Below are 22,256 nucleotides of genomic sequence, written 5' to 3'. Positions count from 1 at the left end.
AAGCAAAGCACTGCTTTGCTCTTTATAATTTATAATTAAAATATTTATAAACTTTATCCTAATAATTGTAATACTCCTTGTGGTTGCTGATTGGCTTGAGCAAGCATCGATTGTGACGCTTGTACTAATATGTTCATTTTAGATAATGTAACCATTTCTGAAGCAACATCTGTATCTCTTATTCTTGATTCTGCTGCTGTAACATTTTCTATAGTATTATTTAAATTGTTTTGAGTTGATTCTAATCTATTTTGTTGTGCTCCTAGCTTTGCTCTTGATGTATTTACTTCTTTTAATGCTACATCTAAACTAGATGCCATTTGTTTAGCTGCATCTGTTCCTGATGAACCAGCAGTCTTCATATTGCCAATTGTTGTACTTGTTATATTTGCCTTACTCATTACATTAGAAGTGTTAACCAACTCTACAGTTATTTCATTGTTATTATTACTTGTTCCAGATACATTTGTTCCATAATTAGCTCCAACTTGTAATCTTACATTTGAAGAACTTCCATCTAATAATTTCTTTCCATTAAATTCAGTTGAACTTGAAATTCTTTCAATTTCATCTTTTAATTGAGATAATTCATCTGCTATCTTTTGTCTTTCTTCATCAGTGTTAGTTTCATTTGCAGATTGTATTGATAAAGTTCTCATTCTTTGTAATATATTTCCAGTTTCTTCTAATGCACCTTCTGCTGTTTGTACAACAGATATACCATCTTGAACGTTTCTTCCTGCTTGGTCTAAACCTTTAATTTGAGCTCTCATTTTTTCAGATATTGCAAGACCAGCAGCATCATCAGCAGCTCTTTTTATTCTAACCCCAGAAGATAACTTCTCCATAGACTTACTTTGGGAACTTACGTTTCTTCCCATTTGATTGTTTGCTATTAAAGCACTTACATTTGTATTAACTCTCATTAATTTACCCTCCTTAGTATAATTGACATCCTTGTCATTTCTACTTTCAATTTTTAATTAATCTTTCACATATGTAATCGGACAAGTTAATTAATAACTTTATACTTTTTTATTAAAAATATTTATTTTTTCTCTATTTAGCTTAGAATACATTGTGTTTACTTGCTTTGTTAACTTATATTCATGTAGCTCTTTTTTAACTTCTAATAAATTTCTTTGTAAAGTATTTTGTATTTTGCTATCAATATCAATTAGCTTCATATCGCTGTAAATACTTATGAATTTTTCTTTATCATTTTTATCCACACTATTTATAATTTTTTGTCTATCATCTAACTTATTGCTTATGTATTGATACTCTTCTTTATCAATAAGGTTTATAATCTGTAAAGATATCTCTTTGTATAAATCCAGTTTATCTTCTAGTATTCCCATTATTAATTACCTTGTGAAAAATAGTTCATTTGAGAACTATATTGATTTAACAAAGATTCTAAAGCTGAATATTTTGCATAAAGTCTTTTCTCTTTATCATTCATTTTTTCAACCAATCTATTTATATTTTTTTCTTGCTCCGCAATCTGCTTAGAATATATATTTTCGCTGGCAGAAGCTGTTTTTTCTATACCAGCCTTCTCTGCAAATTTAGAACCTGAGCTTCCTGAATATTCATATATTATATCTTTTAACTTTTCAAACATACCTTTATCATCACTATTTGAAGAATATCCAGCTAAAATTTTATATACTTTATCACTATCTTCTATAATAGCTTTTGAAAAAACATCTTCCTTAAATGCTATTTGTCCTTTTTTATTATAATTCTCAGATTCATTAATACCTATCTTTCTTAAAGCATCAATATATTTTGCATCTCCAAAAAACATAGATTGAATATCTTCCACAAACGCTCTTAATTCATCATCATTTCTAAGTATACCTTCTTTGGCTTTTTTGTCCCATTTTTCTATTTCCTCAGTTGTCATGTCTTCTTTTTGAGCTTCTGTAAGAGGAGGATAATCTTTTGACTTTTTAGTTGTTACTAATCCATATACTTTATCCATCAATTTATTGTAATCCTCTACAAATGCTTTCATATTTTTAGTTGCTTCTTCGGTATCAGTCACAGAAACTAATTTAGATGTTCCTTTTGAATTCACATTGTAGGAAATATTATCTATTGCAAATGAATTTGATTCCTTATTTATATGTACTATTCTCCCATTTTCATCAGTTATATCAGCTTCTAAATTTTTCCCCTGTGTTGATGCAACTTTATTACCAGCAGAATCAGTTGTAAATGTAATGCTATTATCATTAGCTATTTGTTGAGCTAAATTATCATTCCCACTTACTTTTAAATTAAGTTCTGATGATGTCCCAGTTTGTTTTCTAGAAATCATTAATTCACCTGTCAATTCACTATATGAAGCTCTTATATCCTTATCTTCACAAAGAGCATTTATTTTACTAACAATAGTACTTGTAGTATCCTGCTCAGAAATAGGTATATTTACATCTCCAATAGTTAATGAACTTGCCCCACTAGCATTTGGAGGAAACTGTTTAACAATAGGAGTACTTGCATTTAATTTAATTGTCACCTTTGCTGGTTCTGCCATTTGTGATACAGCAAACTGATAATTTATTTTATTTGCACCAGCTGACCCACTTGCAACTATAACACTCTCATCAGAACTTTTTATACTTAGAGATGAATATGCATTTTTACTTATTATATTACTTTTAGAATCGAGCCCAAAATACTTATCATACATATCTTTTGATTCTTTGATAATATCTCTGTATATTTCTTGCTTCCATTTTACTATTTGTTGAGCTTGCTTAGCTTTGTCGACCTTTTCTTTGTCTTTGGTCATACTTGCTTCTATTATCCCTTCCATATCAAAATTTCCTGAAAGACCTGTAACTCTTATAGGACTTATATTTGACATACTCATTCCTCCTGTCTGTTATTTCTTGATTTATTATTAACCTCATACCACACATCTCTAATCTGCTGTATTATTGGTAATATTTCATCTATTATTTTTATATCATTTGTTATATTTGCTTTTGATAATTCATGTCTTATAAAATCATAAACATTATACATATCTTTTGCCCATTGGCCTACATTTTGATCTAATGTGACCATCAATTCAGCAAATATATTTTGTACTCTTATAAGCTCTTTATTTGATTTTTGCATATCTTTATCTATTATTGCCTTTTTTGATATTTTTGTAGATTCTATAGCTCCGTCTAAAAGCACTAATAATAGCTCTTCTTGAGAAAGTTTATTTAATTCGTCTAAATTTAATTTCATTGCTTATCCTCTATTTCTTTCTTCTTTACTTTTTTTATCAGCTTCATGCCATGTATCTTTAATTTGCTCTATTACAGGAAGTACATTATCTATTATTTGAACATCTTTTCTTATATTCGCTCTTGATAACTCATATCTCACAAAATCATAAACTCTATACATATCTTTTGCCCATTGACCTGCATTTTGATTTAATGTTACCATCAATTCTGTAAATATATCTTGTACCCTTACAAGTTCTTTATGTGCTCTTTGCATATTCTTTTCCACAATAGATATCCTTGCTATCTTTGTATATTTTACTGCTCCATCTACGAGCATCAATAACAATTGTTCTTTTGATGCCATAAATACTGAATTTTGCTTATAATAATTATAAGGATTTTCTCCATACATAAATTGCGTCCTCCAAATATTTTTATTTTAAATTATTCAAAATCTCTATATTTTTCTTTGTAGCTTTTATATTTTCATCTTTTATCTTTTCATAAATTTCTTTTCTTAATATTCCCACATTATCTGGTGCTGATATAGCCAATTTAATATTTTTCCCATCAACACCTACTACCTTTACCTCAATATTATCTCCTACAAGTATTGCCTCTCCTTTTTTTCTAGAAATCACTAACATCCATCATCACCTCTTAATAATGGATGTCTTATGCTATACTTTTCATCTTCTAAAATTATTTGCATTCCATAATTATTTTTTACATTTATTACTATAGGAGCCTTCATGTTCACAGTTGATTCTTTTAAAGTTAGACCCAGAGTTATTATATTAAATATTAGAATATCATTGGGAGATTCTACTTCAAGCTTTTCTATTATATCTTGATTTAGAACTATCTCATATTCCTCAATAATCTCAAATGCTGATACAACAATAAATCCTATACAATTTTCTTCAATAGAATTAAATTCTTTTAAAGTATTATTATTTTTTATATCTAAAAGTTCGTATTCTTTTAAATTTTCGAACCCTAGTATTCCTTTTTTTAATGTAACTTTCATCATATCTGCGTTATTTTACTATATGTAATCTAATATAGATACATTAAATAACTTTCCTCCTGTTTGTAGTGAAGCTTGATAAGTCAATTCTGCGGCCTTTAATTGAACAAGCTTTTCTCCATAATCTATCTCTTCATTTTGTGATAGAATATCCTTTAATTGTATCAAACTATCATCATTTTTTTCCTTCATAGCCTCTACTGTATTTGCTTTTGTACCATATATAGACCTAACATTTACTGTATTTTCTATTAGTTTCTCCATATCACCTAAACAAGTTGTTGTTAGCTCTTTTATAGCATCTGCATCTGGATTTGCTAATTTTTTTGATATATTATTTAATTCTTTAAAGGGATCTGACTGTGTTGGGTCAAATCCAAGACTACTCAATTTAACATTATAATCTACACTTATTCCTTGAGCTATATCCATACTTAAGGAATCTTTTAATTTAGTAAGATCTAGACTAGAATTAAACTTTAAACTAACTGAACCATCAGCATTATCTACACACTCAACAGGTGGAATACCTGTATTTGAACCTGAAAATATGTACTTTCCTTCATGTGTTGCATTTAAAGCATTTGCAATTTCTTTCATTTTTTCATTGGTTGAATTGCTAAGAGTTTTTAGTTCATCCTCTGAATATGCTCCATCACCACTTGCCACCAAAGTTTTCTTTATATCTGATAACAATTTTCCAAGTTGATCTAATGAAGTATCAGTAGTTTCTAACCAATTTCCTGTATCATTACAGTTTTCAATATAAGTCTCCATAGTTTTTATTTCGCTCTTTGAATTCAATATTTTTATTGCTTTATATGGATTATCCGATAGTTTGTTTATTTCTTTTGTTGTATTAACTTGTCTATTAACCTTGTCTAGTCTTTGTAGATTATCTTGTAGTGAGTTTAGATAACTGCTAGACATCATACCTGTGCTAACTCTCATCATAACTTCCTCCTTCTTTTAAATTATTCCATTTATTACAACATCCAGTAGTTGCACAGCTGTAGACATAACTTTTGCACTTGCTTGATATGAACGTTGTACTTTTATAAGCTCTGTCATTTCTTCATCCAAAGATACACCTGAAACACTCATTCGTGAACTATCAATATTATTTATAATTTTACGTTGATTCAATTCATCTTGATTTACCTTTTTAGAATCTAAACCTACTACTTCTGCAAAAGCTTTATAGTGATCACTTATTGTACTTACTTTTCCACCAACTGCCCCAATATCTATCTTTTCATCTTTTAGCTTAGCAATCTTTGAAGCCTCATCAGCAGTAAGCTTTAATTCATTTGGATTACTCTTTATAGCTGGATTTACCTTTATGATATCTTCACCATCTACATTTGAAGTTATAAAAAAATCTGTTACTGTTATTCCAGCAGATGTATTATAAACATCATTTATCTGTTTAGCTAATCCATCAGACACATCTTTTAAATCACTTTTATATGTATCAATTTTGCCATGCATTTCAAACAATCCTTGTAAAGTTCCTGATACACCTGTTTTCCAAGTTCCATCTGGGTTTTTTAATTCGTTAAGTTCTAATTTCCCATCTGCAAGCATATTTTTAACATCACTATTTTCAAGGTCTAATTTAAAACTCAAATCATCCAATATTCTATCTCTTTCATCAAGTAAATCATTTGGGGTAGAGCCAGAACCAGATATAACATCAATAGATTTATTCAAATCTTCAAGACTCTTTAACATGTCATTTATCTGTTTTATCTCAGAGTCTATGTTATCATCTATATCACCTTTTAATTTGTCAAGCTTCTTATAGCTTTCGCTTATTAAGGTTGCTAAATTTGATGCATTTTCTACCACGAGACTTTTTTTACTATCACTATTTATATCCTTCGCTAATGATTCCCAACCTTTAAAAAAGTCATCTATACCTGCAGATATACCATAATCTGATGGTTCATTTATTATAGTCTCTATAGTATTATAATAGTCATACTTTGAAACTGTTTTACCATACTTATGAGCCTCTGCTCTAAATTGATAATCATAAAAACTATTTCTAGCCCTTGTTACATCTGTTACATGTACACCTGTGCCCAACTGACCTCGCCCAATTGCATTATTCAAGCTAGGCATATACATTGGGCTATTTGTAGCAAATTCTGTCCTCTGCCTAGAATAACCTTCTGTATCTAGATTACTTATATTATGAGAAATTGTCTGTATTGCCTTTTGATGAGCATTCATACCTGAATTAGCTGTATTTAAAATGGAAAATAATCCCGCCATATTTTTCCTCCCAATATCTATTTTCTAATATTTCCATAAGAATTATAAGTTGTAGTTTGTTTATCAACTGGTTTTATAAAATTAATCATTTTCTTAGTAAAAATAAGTTCCTTCTTTATTAAGGAATCATTTGACTCTTGTTGATTCTTAGCCAAAGCAATAATATGCTTTAACTCTGTATATATTTCTTTTAAATATTCATCATTACTATTTTCAACAACTTCGTTCATTGGAACATCATCATTAAAAAGTTGTCTTCTCTTTATCTCTATAGATGCAAGTTCTCTACTGATATCTTCTAATTTAGGATTTAACCTATTTAGATTTTCTATATCTTTTACAACTATATAATCAAATTGTTCTTTTAATAACTCCATCATATTACTAAGTATCTTTTTTTCTTCATATATTATAACTTTTAAGTCTGTAATCATGGCTTTATCCTCGCATATCCTCTATCATTTTTTTAGCAATTTCTTCTGGTTTTATTTTGTAAGTTCCACTTTCCAATGCATTTTTTATTTCATCTATTTTTTTATTTCTAATAGTCTCATCATTCATATTTGATACGCTCGCCATTTCCTTTGCAAATTTAGATAGTTCTATCTTGTCTGTTTTATTAGTTTTTTGAACTTCTTGCACTTTTTTTACATCAGATGTATTCTTTAAATAATTATTTATTACAATATTTGAACTCACATTTTTAATATCCATAGTTTCACCTCCAAAATTACATCCTTATATTTTAGTTATCGCTCAGAAAATAAAAACATTTATATAATTCAAATATATTTTAAAATTTTTATAAAAATATCCCCTTAGCTAAACTCATACAGAATAACTTAAAGGGATACTATTTAAAATGTTAATTTATATCTGAATCTTCTATTTTAGACAATCTTATAGATAATTTCTCATTTGTAATAATACTTTCTCCATAAGCAAATAATCTATCATTTGCATATATATCTAATTTCTCATCTACATTCTTATTTAGTTTTATTATAGACCCTTCTTTTAAACCTAATATATTTTTTATTGTTTCTGTTGTTTTTCCTATAGAAACAGATACATTTACTTTTGCATTAAAAACATTTTGATTTTCTTCTATAACTCCAGTCTTTTCTTCTATTAGTTGTCCAAAATTCAATTCATATATATCCTCTTTTTTACTATTCATAAAGCTTTTCTCCTTGTGTAATCTTATCTATACATGTCTATCAATAATCCTTGTATCATATCAACAGTAGAAACAATATCTATATTTTCTTTTTCTTCACTAAGTAACTCACTAGTCATCTTTTCAAGTTTATTATCAACAATCTTTACATTCTTATAATACTGATGTTCCCAAAAACTACTATTTTTATCAAGTGAATACATGTTATCTACGACAGATTTTAGATATTCTTTTACAGCATTTTTATACCTACTAATGTCTCCATAATTTTGAGTAAGTACAAGCCTTTCTCCAGCCCTTTTTACACTTTCTAGATTCTTTTTTATATCCTCTAATGAAGAAGATTGTTTTACAAAGTTTAGACTATCAGAAAATTTATTATTTTCCTTTGTTTTCTTTACCTCTATATTTCTACTTGGACCTATATTTAGCTTATCTATATTTATACCCATAATAAAGCCTACCCTCTATAATATTTCATAACTTTGGGAATATAATTTTGCGTTTCTTTTGGCATTTTATACAAGTCAGAAATTGATTCTACCCCTCTACTTTTCATCCTTCCAGGACCACCATTATATGCCATCAGTCCCATTTCTATACTACCTCCAAACATATCAATATATTCCTTAATGTGTCTAGTTCCAGCATCTATATTCTGCTCTATATTAAAAGGGTCTGTAACACCCAAATCTCTACAATTTTCTGGCATAAGTTGCATAAGACCCTTAGCACCAGCAGAGGAAACAGTATTTGGATTAAAATCCGATTCAACTTTAATTATTGCTTTTATAAGGTTTGCATCCACATTATATTTTTTTGATGCTTGTTCTACAGCATTTTCAATTCTTGACTTTGTACTTTTATCTTTTGTATCAACTTCTACAGACTTACTAATTATATTACTTGCTGCATTATCAAGTTCATTAAATAACTTTTCAGAATTAGATAATGAATCATAACTATTAAAAGATGTTTGTTGATTATTTTGTGATAATGCTTTTAACAGTGTCATCATAATCATATCAAATCCAGATGAATTATTATATCCACAATTACATTGACTTGTAGTATTGCTACTAGATAGTTGTGTTAATGCCAGTATATTAATTAGCGAACTTATATCGTTCAATATAAAACTCCCCTTTCTAAATTTTATAGACTTAAAAGTTAAACATATAAAACCCAAACTACTTGAGTTCATATAATCCTCTCTCCAATAGTTTTATATAAAATTTATTAAAACCTTAGATTTATTTAGTCATATTATTATTATCGGATAAACAAAAGAAATATTTATATTTTACATAATATCTTATTATATTTTCTGTAAACAATATACCTATTAACTTATAACCATTCTTTTTCTAATTGTGTATTAGAACCTGTTATTAATATTTTCATTAATCATGTTTACCTCCAATAAATATTCAATTCTGCTTAATAATTAATTATAACATAGCTTATATTTTGACTTGAGTAGAATGTATTATTTTTATATAAATAAAAAAGAGATGTAATATTGAATGATTATAATCATATTATTACATCTCTCTAAGTTTAAATATCCAAAATATAAATTGTAATTACCAATTAAATATTAAGACCTTATCTAAAATACTTAACTCCAGATTCAAATATCTTTTGGTCTTTTTCACCTATAATATTCTTATATACTGCCTCACCAATTCTCTCAGAATGTCCCATCTTACCAAACACTCTACCATCAACACTAGTTATACCTTCAACAGCATAGAATGAGCCATTTGGATTAAATTCAATATCATAAGTAGCTTCGTCATTAAAATCAACATACTGAGTTGCCACTTGTCCATTAGCAATTAATTCTCTCATAACCTCTTCACTCGCAACAAACTTACCTTCTCCATGAGAAACTGCTATATTATGAATATCACCAACATTAGTTTGAGCTAACCAAGGAGATTTATTAGAAGAAATTCTAGTTCTAGCAATCTTAGCCTGATGACGACCAATATTATTGTAAGTAAGTGTTGGTGCATTTTCACTCTGAACTCTTATTTCTCCATAAGGAACTAATCCTAATTTGATTAATACTTGGAATCCATTACAGATACCTAGCATTAGACCATCTTTTTTAGTTAAAAACTCATTTATAGCTTCTTGTACTCTAGGATTTCTAAATACAGTAGCTATAAATTTACCAGAACCATCTGGCTCATCACCTGCACTAAATCCACCTGGTAACATTATTATTTGAGAAGATTTTATCTCATTCACTATTGTATCTATAGAATCTTCTATATCTTTATAAGTTAAATTCTTAAATACTCTTATATTTGCATTAGCTCCTGCTCTTTCAAATGCTCTTGCAGAGTCATATTCACAGTTTGTTCCAGGGAATGCTGGTATAAATACTCTTGGAGTAGCTATACTTAATGATGATTTTTTAGCTTCTCCTTGTGATATATAACTTATAGTCTCTATCTTTGATTTTACTTCTTCTGCTTTAGTTGGGAATATAGGCTCTAAAGTACTACAATGTGCTTTATATAATTCATCTAATGAAAGTTCTTCACCTTTGATGAATAAACTAGCTTCTTTAACTGTACTTCCAAGCACTATGTAATTGTATCCACCTAACACATTTAAATCATCATTCGCTAATTCAAGTACTATATTTCCATAACTAGCCTCAAATAATTTATCATCTGTAAGTGCCTTTTCAGCTTCTTCACTAAACTTAAATCCTACTTTATTACCAAAAGACATTTTACTTATTGCTTCACCCACACCTGCAAATCCTAATGCATATGTTGATAAAACTTTATTTCCATGTATAAGTTCTCTTACTTTATCCAAGTTTTTCTTTAATTCTTCAAAATCTATAACATCATTTTCTGATTTATTTACACATAACATTACTACTTTTGAGTCTGCTTTTTTAAATTCTGGAGATACTACTTTTCTAGCATCTACTGTATCAACAGCAAATGAAACCAATGTTGGCGGAACTTCAATATCTTTAAATGTACCAGACATACTATCTTTTCCACCTATAGCAGGTATCTCAAATTTACTTTGTGCATAGAATGCTCCTAAAAGTGCTGAGAATGGTTTGCCCCATTTTTCTGGATTATTACCAAGTTTCTCAAAATACTCTTGGAATGTAAGTCTTGTCGTACTGTAATTTCCTCCAATAGCAACCAATTTACACACAGATTCTACTACTGCATATAAAGCACCATGGAATGGACTCCATTTTCCTACCTTTGGATTGTATCCATAAGTCATTATTGTAGAAGTATTAGTTTCTCCACCAAGTACTGGTATCTTAGCAACCATACCTTGAGTTGGAGTAGCTTGGTACTTTCCACCAAATGGCATAAGTACTGTATTACCACCAATTGTATTATCAAACATCTCAACTAATCCTTTTTGAGAACAAACATTAAGGTCAGATAATACTTTTGTAAATTTATCTTTCATACTTGCACACTTAACATCTTTCACTATTTCATTAGAGCTAAAGAATGTGTTTTCTTCATCTACTTTAGTAACATGGACATCAGTAGTTTGTTTTACTCCATTTGTATCCAAAAACTCTCTATTTATATCTACAATTGCTTTTCCATTCCAGAACATTCTTAAATATCCTGTATCAGTTACTGTAGCTACATGTGTAGCTTCTAAGTTTTCTTCTACTGCTAATTGTATAAATTTATCTTTATTTTCTTTTTTTATAGCCACAGCCATACGCTCTTGTGATTCTGAAATTGAAAGTTCAGTTCCATCAAGCCCATCGTATTTTTTAGGCACTAAATCTAAGTTTATGTCCAAACTATCAGCAATTTCACCTATAGCAACGCAAACTCCACCTGCTCCAAAGTCATTACATCTTTTTATCATTTGAGCAACTTCTTTATTTCTAAAGAATCTTTGTATTTTTCTTTCGTTAGGAGCATCTCCTTTTTGAACTTCTGCACTACAAGTTAAGATTGATTCTTCACTATGTTCTTTAGATGAACCAGTTGCTCCTCCACAACCATCTCTTCCTGTTTTTCCTCCAAGAAGAACTATCACATCTCCTGCTTCTGGTCTTTCTCTTACTACATTTTCTTTTGGTGCTGCTGCTATAACTGCACCTATTTCCATTCTCTTTGCAACGAAATTTTCATCGTATACTTCTGCAACTTGTCCAGTTGTAAGACCTATCTGGTTACCATATGAACTATAACCATGAGCAGCTTCTGTAGTAATTTTTCTCTGCATAAGTTTTCCAGGTAAAGTATCCTCTAAAGTTGTTCTTGGGTCAGCACTTCCTGTAACACGCATTGCTTGGTAAACATAACTTCTTCCTGATAATGGGTCTCTTATAGCTCCACCTAGGCAAGTAGCTGCTCCACCAAATGGTTCTATTTCAGTTGGATGGTTATGAGTTTCATTTTTAAACATTACTAAATATTTTTCCATCTTACCATCAACTTCAACATCTACATTTATACTACATGCATTTATCTCTTCACTTTCATCTAAATCATTTAATTTTCCATTTTTCTTTAATTCTTTTACTGCAACTGTAGCTATATCCATCAAACATATATCTTTGTGTCTGTTCACATACACATTGTCTCTTGAGTTAAGATACATTTGATACGCTTCTTTTACTATATCATTAAACTTACCATCTTCTATTTTTACATTTTCTATTTCAGTCATAAAAGTAGTGTGTCTACAATGATCAGACCAGTAAGTATCTAGAACTTTTATTTCTGTTATAGTTGGATTTCTTTTTTCTGTATCTTTAAAATATTTTTGAACGTGTTGCAAGTCTCCTAAAGTCATTGCTAATCCTTTTTCACTTACAAATGTTTTTAATCCATCTTCATCTAAATCTATAAATCCATCTAATACTTCAACTGTTGTTGGTATTTCAGTTTCCATTTTTAATGTTTCTGGTTTTTCTAAAGATGCTTCTCTACTATCTACTGGATTTATACAGTAATCTTTTATTTTAGAAAACTCTTCATCAGTTACTTGACCTGATAATATATAAACCTTTGCTGTATTAATAGCAGGTCTTACACCTTGATTTACGATTTGGATACATTGAGCTGCCCAATCACCTCTTTGGTCATATTGACCAGGAAGAAATTCTATCGCAAATACTCTTTCACCATTTAACTCTGGTATTTCTTCATAATATACTACATCTAGATTTGGTTCAGAAAATATTGTTTTTGCTGCATTTTCATAAACTTCTTCTGATATTCCCTCTACATCATATCTATTTAATATTCTTAAATTTTCTATATTACTTATGTGTAAACTTTCCAACAAGTCTTTTTTTAAAGCTTTAGCCTCAAGGTCAAAACCTTCTCTTTTTTCAACTAATACTCTTCTAACCATTGAGTCTTTATTTTCAGTATTCAACATACCTTATCCTCCATTTTAGAAAAATTATCTTCCTATGTCTGTTCTATAGTGCATTCCTTCAAAGTTTATTTTCTTTATATTCTCATAAACTTTTTCTGCTGCGTCCTTAACTGTAGTTGATTTTGCAGTTATACCAATTACTCTTCCTCCATTAGTAACTAAATTACCATCAAGCATCTTAGTACCACTGTGGAATACTACTATATCATCATCCAGGTTTTCAAGACCAGTTATAATTTTTCCTTTTTCATAACTGTCTGGATACCCTCCTGATGTAAGCATAACACATACTGCTTCATCATCACTATAATTTATTTCTATATCTTTTAATTTATTATCCAATATAGCTTCCATTATCTCATGTAAATCTGTTTCTAATCTAAATAAAACAGATTGTGTCTCAGGGTCTCCAAATCTTACATTGTATTCAAGTACTTTCTCCCCATCTTCAGTTATCATAAGACCAACAAATAAAATACCTTTAAAGTTAAGACCATCTTTTTTGAATCCTTCTAAAGTTTTTTCTAATACTGTCTCTTTTACTTTATTTGCTAATTCTTCTGTATATATTTCACTAGGAGAAAAAGTCCCCATCCCACCAGTATTTGGTCCTTGTTCATAATTATTTACTTTCTTATGGTCTTTTGCACTTGCCATAGGAACTATTGTGTCATTGTCTACAAATGCCAAGATTGAAGTTTCTATTCCTTTTAAGAACTCTTCAAGTACTATTTTATCTCCAGCAGTTCCAAACTTCTTATCTGACATCATTTCTTTTAAAGTTGCTATAGCATCTTCTCTATTTTCAGGTATTACAACACCTTTTCCAGCAGCTAATCCGTCCGCTTTTATTACTACTGGATATCCAAAGCTATCTATTTCTGATATAGCTTCTTCTAAGTTTGTATATTCTTTATATTTTGCAGTAGGTATGTTATGTTTTATCATAAAATCTTTTGAAAAAGCTTTACTTCCTTCAAGTTGAGCACATTTTTTATTAGGCCCAAAAACTCTTAGACCTTCCTTTTCAAACTCATCTACTATACCCATAACTAGTGGTACTTCTGGTCCTACTATTGTAAGACCTATTTCATTTTCTTTTGCAAATTTTAAAAGTTCTTCTATATTAGTATCACTTATATTTACACATTCTGCTACATTTGCAATTCCTGCATTACCTGGCGCGCAATAAACTTTTTCTATATTCTTTTCTTTGCTTAGTTTCCAGCATATAGCATGCTCTCTTCCGCCACCGCCTACAACCAATATCTTCATAATATCCTCCTTAGTGTTTGAAGTGTCTTATTCCTGTAAATACCATAACCATATCATACTTATCACAAGCTTCTATTGAATCTTTATCCTTTATAGAACCACCTGGTTGAACTACTGCTGATATTCCATATTCATGAGCTAATGTTACACAATCATCAAATGGGAAAAATGCATCTGATGCTAAAACAGCTCCTGTAAAGTCTTTATCTTTGTTATTTTCAAGAGCATTTTTTAATGCCCAAATTCTTGATGTTTGTCCACAACCTAAAGCTAAAGTTTGACCATTTTTTACTATTGCAATTGCATTTGATTTCATATTTTTTACTACTCTCATACCAAATTCCATATCCTTAAGTTGTTCATCTGTTGGCTTTGCTTTTGTTACATTTTCACTTTTCTCTGCTAAAGTACTATTTCTATCTTGTATTAATAATTTTCCATCTAAATATTTCATTTCATATGGTTGTAAACTATCTTCTATCTTAGCTAATTTTAATATTCTTAAATTTTTCTTTTGTTTAAGTATTTCTAAAGCTTCTGGCTCAAAATCATATGCTACTACTATCTCTAAGAATATTTCATTTAATTTCTCTGCTGTAGCTTTGTCTACAGTAGAAGTTATTCCTACTATTCCACCAAATATTGAAACTTTATCTGCTTCATAACATTTTGTATATGCTTCAAAAGCATCTTTACCTAATCCCACTCCACATGAATTAGCATGTTTTATAGCAACTGAAACTACTTCTTCACTATCTTTAAATTCTCTCATTACTTCTAAACATCCATGTAAATCGTTTAAGTTGTTAAAAGAAAGTTCTTTACCGCCTAATTGCTCATAGTTTAAGATTGGATTTTTTGCATTTGATTGTGAATATAAGAAACCATTTTGATGTGGATTTTCTCCATATCTTAAAGTTTGTTCTTTTTGGAAAGTTAAATTTAATATGTCAGGATATGTATCTCCAACTTCTCCAGCAAAATAACTAGATATTAATGCATCATATCTTCCTGTAGTTGAGAAAGCTTTATATGATAATTTTTTTCTATCTTCTAATGTCATTGTGTCTGTTTTTAATTTTTCTATTATAGAATCATAATCTTTTATATCTACTACTACTATTACATCTTTATAGTTTTTAGCAGCAGAACGTATCATAGATGGTCCACCAATATCTATGTTTTCTATCATTTCATCATGACTTTTTCCAGCCTTTAAAGTTCCTTCAAAATCATATAAATTTACAGCTACTAAATCTATTGAATGTATTTTGTGTTCATTTACAGTTTCCACATGAGATTCTTTATCTCTTTTGTAAAGTATCCCACCATGTATATATGGATTTAATGTTTTTACTCTTCCATCTAATATTTCTGGGAAGTTTGTAACATCTTCAACTTGCATTACATTAACTCCATTTTCCTTTAATGTCTTAAAAGTATTTCCTGTAGATATAATTTCATAATCTAGCTTGTTTAACTCTTTAGCAAATTCTACTACACCTGTCTTGTCAGTTACACTTATTAAAGCTCTCTTACTCATTTATAAACACTCTCCTACCTTGAAGTTTTAATTTATTTTCACAAAAAAGACTTAAACTTTCTATTAAAATCCTATGTTCAACTTCTAACACTCTTTTTGCAAGTGTCTTTGCATCATCATCTTGATTCACCTTAACTACATCTTGCATTATAATTGGTCCAGTATCAGCACCTTCATCAACAAAATGAACTGTAGCACCAGTTACTTTAGCACCATAATCTATAACACCTTGATGAACTCTTTCTCCATAGAATCCAGCTCCACAGAATGAAGGAATTAATGATGGATGTATGTTTATCATTTTGTTTCTAAACTCATTAACCAGCTTTGGGCTGATTATTTTTAAATAACCAGCCAAAACTACTAAATCTATTTTATTTTCTTTAAGAATTTCTATTATCTTGTCTTCATTAGTTTCACAAATTGCCTTTATGTTATGATTTTTAGCTCTCTCTAAACCATAAGCATCTTGCTTACTTGAGATAACTACTTTAACCTGACCTTTTATTTTTCCAGACTCAGTTCCATCTATAACTGCTTGTAAATTTGTTCCTCCACCAGATATTAAAACTCCTATATTTAACATAATTCTACACCTTCATGACTATCTACTACTTCACCAATTATATATGCTTTATCTTCTAATAACTCACTGTATTTTTTATCTACATAAGCAGCATTGTCATTTTCTCTATTGTTTATAAAGTCTACAACATTGTTAGCATCTTCTTTATTTACTATTAAAACTAGTCCAATACCCATGTTGAAACTTTTATGAAGTTCTCTCTCATCAACAGCATTAAAACCTTCTATCATTTTAAATATAGGAGGCTTCTCCCAAGATTTTTTATTAATGTCTAATCCTAATCCTTTAGGTATAACTCTTGTTATATTTTCTATAAGCCCTCCACCAGTTATGTGAGCTATAGCTTTTATATCATGTTTAGCTAATACATCTAAAGCTAATTTAACATATATTTTAGTTGGTGTTAAAAGCGCTTCCCCAACTGTCATTCCTAGTTCTTCAACATACTGTTCCATCTTATAGTTGTAAGTTTCTAAAAATATCTTTCTTATAAAAGAAAAACCATTACTGTGTACTCCACTTGAAGATATACCAACTAATACATCTCCTGATTTAACACTATTTCCAGAAACAATTTTTTCTTTGTCTGCTATACCTACAGAGAACCCTGCTAAATCATAATCATCATCTCCATACATACCAGGCATCTCAGCAGTTTCTCCACCAATTAGTGCACAACCAGACATTTTACAACCATCTGCAATTCCACCAACTATTTTTTCTATATGCTCAGGAATTAATTTCCCAAGAGCTATATAATCAAGGAAAAATAATGGCTTTGCTCCTTGACAAATCAAATCATTTACACACATTGCAACTAAATCTATTCCAACAGTATCATGCTTGTCCATCATTTGAGCTATTTTTAACTTAGTCCCAACACCATCTGTAGATGCAAGCAAAACTGGTTCTTTCATTCCTACAAAATCTTTTAAACTGTATAATCCACTAAAGTTACCTAAATCTCCAACTACATTTCCATCATAAGTTCCTTTTATTTTACCTTTTATAAGGTCTACTGCTCTATTTCCTTCATCTATATCTACACCTGATTCTTTATATGTTAACATGAAAATAATTCCTCCTTATCAATTTTCTTAACTGGGTATTCTCCATCAAAACAAGCTTTGCAGAAAGTAGACTTGTGTTCTGCTGCATCTAACATTCCTTCTATATCTAGGAATTTTAGACTATCACATCCAATATATTCTCTCATTTCTTCTACATTGTTACTTGATGCAATTAATTTAGAACGATTTGGAGTATCTATTCCATAGTAACAAGAGTAAGCTACTGGAGGAGATGTTATTCTAAGATGAATTTCTTTTGCTCCTGCTTCTCTTAAAGATTTTACTAACTGTTTAGATGTAGTTCCTCTTACAATTGAGTCATCTACTAAAATTATAGATTTTCCTTTTATTATTGTTGAAAGAGGGTTTAATTTTATTTTTACTGCTATTTCTCTTTCTTCTTGTGTAGGTTTTATAAATGTTCTTCCTACATATCTATTTTTAACTAAGCCTTCACTTATTTTTAATCCACTAGCATTTGCATAACCAATAGCTCCTGGCCAACCTGAATCTGGAACTGGAACTACCATATCTGCATTTACATTTTCATTTTGAGCTAATCTTTCACCACATTTAATTCTAAATTCATATGCATTTACATTGTCTATAGTTGCATCGTTTCTTGCAAAGTATATGTGTTCAAATATACAACTCTTCTTAACTGGCTTATAATTTTCTGAATAAAAATATGATTTTAATTCTCCATCTTTAACTATTATTATTTCTCCTGGCTCTACATCTCTTATAACTTCTCCGCCAAGTATATCTATTGCACAATTTTCTGATGCAAATATATATTCATCACCCTTTTTACCAAGTACAAGAGGTCTGAATCCATGTGGGTCTCTAACTGCAACCAATTCTTCCTGACTCATTATTACAAGAGCATATGCACCTTTGATATAATCCATAGTCATTTTTAAACTTTCTACTATATCACCTTTGTAATATCTTGCAAGTATATATAAAATCACTTCTGTATCTGAATTAGTTTGGAACATATATCCATCTTCTTCTAACATGTCTTTTAAATAATTTGCATTAACTAAATTTCCATTATGAGCTATGGCTAATTGTCTTTTTCTACAACTTCCAACTAAAGGTTGGCAATTAGAAACATGACTCCCTCCAGCTGTTGAATATCTAACATGTCCAATACCTATATTTCCTTTTAACTTAGATAGTTCACTTTCTTTAAAAACATCTCCAACTAATCCCATATCTTTTTTGTACTTAATTTCTCCATCATCTAAAAGAGCTAAACCACAGCTTTCTTGCCCTCTGTGTTGCATAGAATATAAAGAATAATATAGTTCTTTAGTTACATCTTTATTAGAGTAAATCCCTAAAACTCCACACATACATTTGCCTCCTATTTATTATTCATTCTTGAAAGTACTTCCGTATAACCTTCTACAAGGTCTCCAAGGTCTTTTCTAAATCTGTCCTTATCTAGCTTTTCATTTGTATTTACATCCCAAAGTCTACAAGTGTCTGGTGATACTTCGTCTGCCAATATTATGTTTCCTTCTGAATCTTTACCAAATTCTATTTTAAAGTCAACTAACTTTAGGTTTAATTTTAAGAAAAATGCTTTTAGTAGTTCATTTATTTTTAAAGTTTCTTCTCTTAAGAATTTTAATTCTTCTCTAGTTGCTAATTTCATTGCTACTGCATAATCGTCATTTAACATTGGGTCACCATAAGCATCATTTTTATAGCTTATTTCAAAGATTGGCTCATCGAAAACTTCACCTTCTTCAAGACCAACTCTTTTGCAAATAGAACCAGCAGCGATATTTCTCACTATTACTTCTAATGGTAGAATCTCTACTTTTTTAACTAGCATCTCTCTATCTGATAAACTTTTTATAAAGTGTGTATTTATATTATTTTCTTTTAACATTTCAAAGATTATTGTTGATATCTTATTGTTTAATATCCCTTTTGAAGATATTTCTGCTTTTTTCTCTCCATTAAATGCTGTTGCATCATCTTTATAGTAAACAACATATTCATTTTCATTATCTGTAGAGTATACTTGTTTTGCTTTTCCTTCATATAATAACATCTGCTACCCCCTTAAATTCTTGTCGTCTTCTAGCACCTTTTGTGCCATCTCTTCTCTATATGATTTCAAATCCTCTTTTAATTTTGGGTATTTTAAAGTCATTATTTGTAATGCCAATAAAGCTGCATTTAAACCTAAATCTATTGTAACTGTTGCAACTGGTATTCCTTTTGGCATTTGAACTATTGATAAAAGTGAGTCTAGTCCATCCATAGTTGATGATTTAATAGGTAATCCTATTACAGGAATTAATGTTTGTGATGCTATTACTCCTGGTAAATGTGCTGCTTTTCCTGCTGCTGCTATTATTACATCAGTATCATCTTCTATTTCTTTTAGGAATATTGAAAGTTGTTCTGGTGTTCTATGAGCAGATAATGCTCTTGCTACAACTTCTATTCCATATTTTTCAAGCAGTTTTATCCCTTCTTCTAATTTTGGATAATCTGATTTTGAACCCATAACTACTGCTACTTTCATTAGACTTCCCCTCTCCGTTTATAAGTTATTTTACACTCTAAATCATTCGTATAATTATACGAATTATATATATTAAATTTTATATTAATATACATATATTATCAACTCTTTTTTGAAATTTTTTAAAAAAAATATTACTTGTGTTTTTTTCGTTCGCCATGTATCGAACTTTATTTATGTTTTTTTGTTAAAATAAAAATTAGGTTCTCTTAAATAAGTTTCAAATATATATAAACATAAATTTTTATATTAAATTTTAAGAATATATTTTAATAGGATAAATAAAATATATAAATTAATAGCAAGATTAATCTTTGAACAAAAATTCATATCTACTCTTGAAAAAGTACATACAAATAATTTCTGTCTAAATGAATACTTATATAATTTATCTTAAATATATTTAATGATAACTCTACTATGAGATTTTATTAGTATGTAATTTTACTAGAATTTAATATAAAGAAAATATAAAACATTGTAAAAAAGTGTTATGGTTATTTTGTTGAAAATTAAGACATACATCAATATGTTAATATCAGATGAAGACCTAAAAAGACAATCAGAATCTAGTATATTAGCAACAGAAGGAAGAATTAAAGCTATACAACAATTTATAGTTGAAAATGAGATACTAATTTCTGAGGAGGTATAGACAATATGAGAAATATGATAGAAAATCTAATTAAAAACAATACTTATATAGACGATAAAGTAATAATATTAAGCATGCTTTCATCTGCTAAAGCAGCTGCTAATATGTACCTTAATTCTGCATTAACAAGTAGTACACCTGAATTGAGAGCTATATATTCAGCTTCACTAACTCAAATGTTTGAAGGTCATACAGCACTTACAGAGTTAAGTATTAATAAAGGATGGGTTAAGCCATATGATAAACCTATTCAACAGTTAACATGTAGCTATAAGGAATCCCAAAATGTTATTGATTAAGCCAAACAAAACATATTTCTAATTATTTTATTTTAATTAGATAATTAAAAGGGGATATTTAAATTTTCATTTTAAGATATCCCCTTTTTCTAAATAATCTATTTTTTAATAAAAAATAGATTACCCACAATTTAAATATATAATTTTACATAGCTACTCTTAACTATTTTATGCAATTCTATCACTAACATTTTATTTACTACATATTTTTATAAGCAAAAACAATAGAGACTTATATTCTGAGATTATAAAATCAGGCTTATAAAACAATTCTTCTACTCCATGACTTCTATGATTCATCCAAATACTCTTCCATCCAGCTTTTTTAGAACCTACTATATCATTTTTATAAGAATCACCTACATAATATGTATTTTCTCTATCTAAATTCATAACATTCTCAGCCATTCTAAAGATATTGATATCTGGCTTAGAAAAACCAACTTCACTAGAAATAAAAATATGATTTTTGTCGACCCAGTTTTCAACATTCAACTGCTTTAACTTCATTCTTTGATGTGCTGATGGTCCATTCGTTATGATTCCTATATTAATATTTCTCTCTTTAGAAAAATTCAAAACCTGCTCAATTTCTGGTATTAAAGTAATTTGTGATTGCTGATATATATATTCATCTTGAAAATTTTGGGCATCCTTTTCTTTAATAGGATTTCCTAATTCTTCAAAAGCCTTCATTATTCTATATACATGCATTTTCTCAATTGGCATATCTCCACTCTCAGTCAAATGGAACACTTCATCACTATACTTTCTACTGCTTATATATAAATCTTCAACAGAAATACCTTTTACTGAAGAAAATATCTTATCATATGCAATATAAAAAGGTGTCAATTGATTGTATAAAGTATCGTCTACCTGAACCTCCCATGACTAAAGTCACAGGGTTCCTGTTTCATAGAATTTCGCACTAAAATATGTCTTACAAACTCTCCACAGGCTATCCCCGTAGTTCCTACGGTTCTTACATACGTTATCTATTTTAAAATGTTATTAGTCTTAATCCTTCTTTTAGTATATTTATACTTGCATTTATATCTCTATCGTGAGTTACATTACAACAAGGACAAATCCATTCTCTTATACTTAAATTCTTCATTCCCTCGTTTTTG

At 29.3% G+C, this 22,256-nt stretch carries 26 protein-coding genes; 2 read left to right on the top strand and 24 right to left on the bottom strand.

The genetic code is table 11. From position 1 onward, the window contains the following. Positions 1-53: 53 nt before the first annotated feature. The 22 genes from Q3287_RS15395 to purE all read right to left on the bottom strand — a co-directional run bounded on the left by Q3287_RS15395 (position 54) and on the right by purE (position 20,169). Positions 54-926, bottom strand: coding sequence for a flagellin (locus Q3287_RS15395; protein ID WP_407812006.1), 873 nt, complete (start codon positions 924-926; stop codon positions 54-56). A 99-nt stretch (positions 927-1,025) separates the two neighbouring features. Next, entirely contained in the window at positions 1,026-1,361 is a 336-nt protein-coding gene (locus tag Q3287_RS15390) for a flagellar protein FliT (protein ID WP_407812007.1), read from the bottom strand. 2 nt (positions 1,362-1,363) lie between these two features. Continuing rightward, a complete protein-coding gene (fliD, locus tag Q3287_RS15385; protein WP_407812008.1) occupies positions 1,364-2,881 on the bottom strand; it encodes a flagellar filament capping protein FliD in 1,518 nt (505 codons plus the stop codon). A gap of 2 nt (positions 2,882-2,883) precedes the next feature. Beyond that, positions 2,884-3,255: a flagellar export chaperone FliS gene (gene fliS / locus Q3287_RS15380; protein WP_407964371.1), complete on the bottom strand. Its 372-nt coding sequence runs from the start codon at positions 3,253-3,255 to the stop codon at positions 2,884-2,886. A gap of 3 nt (positions 3,256-3,258) precedes the next feature. Continuing rightward, entirely contained in the window at positions 3,259-3,651 is a 393-nt protein-coding gene (fliS, locus tag Q3287_RS15375; protein ID WP_407812010.1) for a flagellar export chaperone FliS, read from the bottom strand. A 22-nt stretch (positions 3,652-3,673) separates the two neighbouring features. Beyond that, entirely contained in the window at positions 3,674-3,886 is a 213-nt protein-coding gene (gene csrA / locus Q3287_RS15370; protein WP_407812011.1) for a carbon storage regulator CsrA, read from the bottom strand. Next, a complete protein-coding gene (locus Q3287_RS15365; protein ID WP_407812012.1) occupies positions 3,880-4,272 on the bottom strand; it encodes a flagellar assembly protein FliW in 393 nt (130 codons plus the stop codon). Before Q3287_RS15365 ends, csrA begins: the two co-directional genes overlap by 7 nt. Positions 4,273-4,287: 15 nt before the next feature. Continuing rightward, positions 4,288-5,223: a flagellar hook-associated protein FlgL gene (gene flgL, locus Q3287_RS15360; RefSeq protein ID WP_407812013.1), complete on the bottom strand. Its 936-nt coding sequence runs from the start codon at positions 5,221-5,223 to the stop codon at positions 4,288-4,290. Positions 5,224-5,238: 15 nt separating this feature from the next. Continuing rightward, complete coding sequence (gene flgK / locus Q3287_RS15355; RefSeq protein ID WP_407812014.1) at positions 5,239-6,549, bottom strand: flagellar hook-associated protein FlgK; 1,311 nt, start codon at positions 6,547-6,549, stop codon at positions 5,239-5,241. A gap of 17 nt (positions 6,550-6,566) precedes the next feature. Then, positions 6,567-6,983, bottom strand: a complete 417-nt coding sequence (locus tag Q3287_RS15350; RefSeq protein WP_407964370.1) for a flagellar protein FlgN — start codon at positions 6,981-6,983, stop codon at positions 6,567-6,569. Between the two features lie 4 nt (positions 6,984-6,987). After that, the gene (flgM, locus tag Q3287_RS15345; protein ID WP_054268788.1) at positions 6,988-7,263 is read right to left on the bottom strand and encodes a flagellar biosynthesis anti-sigma factor FlgM; all 276 of its coding nucleotides are present in this window, start codon (positions 7,261-7,263) and stop codon (positions 6,988-6,990) included. A 151-nt stretch (positions 7,264-7,414) separates the two neighbouring features. Further along, on the bottom strand, positions 7,415-7,729 hold the full coding sequence (locus tag Q3287_RS15340) for a FliM/FliN family flagellar motor switch protein (protein ID WP_407812017.1): 315 nt from the start codon (positions 7,727-7,729) through the stop codon (positions 7,415-7,417). 23 nt (positions 7,730-7,752) lie between these two features. Then, positions 7,753-8,181: a YaaR family protein gene (locus tag Q3287_RS15335; RefSeq protein WP_407812018.1), complete on the bottom strand. Its 429-nt coding sequence runs from the start codon at positions 8,179-8,181 to the stop codon at positions 7,753-7,755. 8 nt (positions 8,182-8,189) lie between these two features. Beyond that, positions 8,190-8,861 carry a lytic transglycosylase domain-containing protein gene (locus Q3287_RS15330; RefSeq protein ID WP_407964369.1) on the bottom strand — a complete coding sequence of 224 codons (672 nt, stop codon included), beginning with the start codon at positions 8,859-8,861 and terminating at the stop codon, positions 8,190-8,192. Between the two features lie 476 nt (positions 8,862-9,337). Next, the gene (locus tag Q3287_RS15325) at positions 9,338-13,144 is read right to left on the bottom strand and encodes a phosphoribosylformylglycinamidine synthase (protein WP_407964368.1); all 3,807 of its coding nucleotides are present in this window, start codon (positions 13,142-13,144) and stop codon (positions 9,338-9,340) included. A 24-nt stretch (positions 13,145-13,168) separates the two neighbouring features. Continuing rightward, positions 13,169-14,419, bottom strand: a complete 1,251-nt coding sequence (gene purD / locus Q3287_RS15320) for a phosphoribosylamine--glycine ligase (RefSeq protein ID WP_074178090.1) — start codon at positions 14,417-14,419, stop codon at positions 13,169-13,171. A 10-nt stretch (positions 14,420-14,429) separates the two neighbouring features. Further along, positions 14,430-15,962: a bifunctional phosphoribosylaminoimidazolecarboxamide formyltransferase/IMP cyclohydrolase gene (gene purH / locus Q3287_RS15315; protein ID WP_074178091.1), complete on the bottom strand. Its 1,533-nt coding sequence runs from the start codon at positions 15,960-15,962 to the stop codon at positions 14,430-14,432. Further along, positions 15,955-16,548, bottom strand: a complete 594-nt coding sequence (gene purN, locus Q3287_RS15310) for a phosphoribosylglycinamide formyltransferase (RefSeq protein ID WP_054268782.1) — start codon at positions 16,546-16,548, stop codon at positions 15,955-15,957. The genes purH and purN overlap by 8 nt, the downstream gene beginning before the upstream one ends. Beyond that, a complete protein-coding gene (gene purM / locus Q3287_RS15305; RefSeq protein ID WP_054268781.1) occupies positions 16,542-17,618 on the bottom strand; it encodes a phosphoribosylformylglycinamidine cyclo-ligase in 1,077 nt (358 codons plus the stop codon). Before purM ends, purN begins: the two co-directional genes overlap by 7 nt. Next, on the bottom strand, positions 17,612-18,979 hold the full coding sequence (purF, locus tag Q3287_RS15300; protein WP_054268780.1) for an amidophosphoribosyltransferase: 1,368 nt from the start codon (positions 18,977-18,979) through the stop codon (positions 17,612-17,614). Before purF ends, purM begins: the two co-directional genes overlap by 7 nt. An 11-nt stretch (positions 18,980-18,990) precedes the next feature. Continuing rightward, a complete protein-coding gene (gene purC / locus Q3287_RS15295; RefSeq protein WP_054268779.1) occupies positions 18,991-19,689 on the bottom strand; it encodes a phosphoribosylaminoimidazolesuccinocarboxamide synthase in 699 nt (232 codons plus the stop codon). A gap of 3 nt (positions 19,690-19,692) precedes the next feature. Continuing rightward, on the bottom strand, positions 19,693-20,169 hold the full coding sequence (gene purE / locus Q3287_RS15290; RefSeq protein WP_003425290.1) for a 5-(carboxyamino)imidazole ribonucleotide mutase: 477 nt from the start codon (positions 20,167-20,169) through the stop codon (positions 19,693-19,695). A 529-nt stretch (positions 20,170-20,698) separates the two neighbouring features. On the opposite strand from purE, the gene Q3287_RS15285 reads away from it, so the two are divergent. After that, complete coding sequence (locus Q3287_RS15285) at positions 20,699-20,824, top strand: hypothetical protein (protein ID WP_330413236.1); 126 nt, start codon at positions 20,699-20,701, stop codon at positions 20,822-20,824. Between the two features lie 5 nt (positions 20,825-20,829). Continuing rightward, positions 20,830-21,123 (top strand): spore coat protein, encoded by a 294-nt coding sequence (locus Q3287_RS15280; RefSeq protein WP_407964367.1) that lies wholly within the window; start codon positions 20,830-20,832, stop codon positions 21,121-21,123. A 192-nt stretch (positions 21,124-21,315) separates the two neighbouring features. On the opposite strand, the gene Q3287_RS15275 is transcribed toward Q3287_RS15280, so the two are convergent. Both Q3287_RS15275 and Q3287_RS15270 read right to left on the bottom strand, forming a co-directional pair. Further along, complete coding sequence (locus Q3287_RS15275) at positions 21,316-21,978, bottom strand: HAD family hydrolase (protein ID WP_407964366.1); 663 nt, start codon at positions 21,976-21,978, stop codon at positions 21,316-21,318. Positions 21,979-22,126: 148 nt separating this feature from the next. Next, on the bottom strand, positions 22,127-22,256 hold a 130-nt coding region (locus tag Q3287_RS15270), incomplete at its 5' end, for a zinc ribbon domain-containing protein (protein WP_407964379.1).

This window comes from Clostridioides sp. GD02404, assembly GCF_045898275.1.
Classification (GTDB): Bacteria; Bacillota; Clostridia; order Peptostreptococcales; family Peptostreptococcaceae; genus Clostridioides; species Clostridioides difficile_A.
Note: the sequence above shows the minus strand (reverse complement) of the source record. Positions and strands in the feature narration are given on the sequence as shown.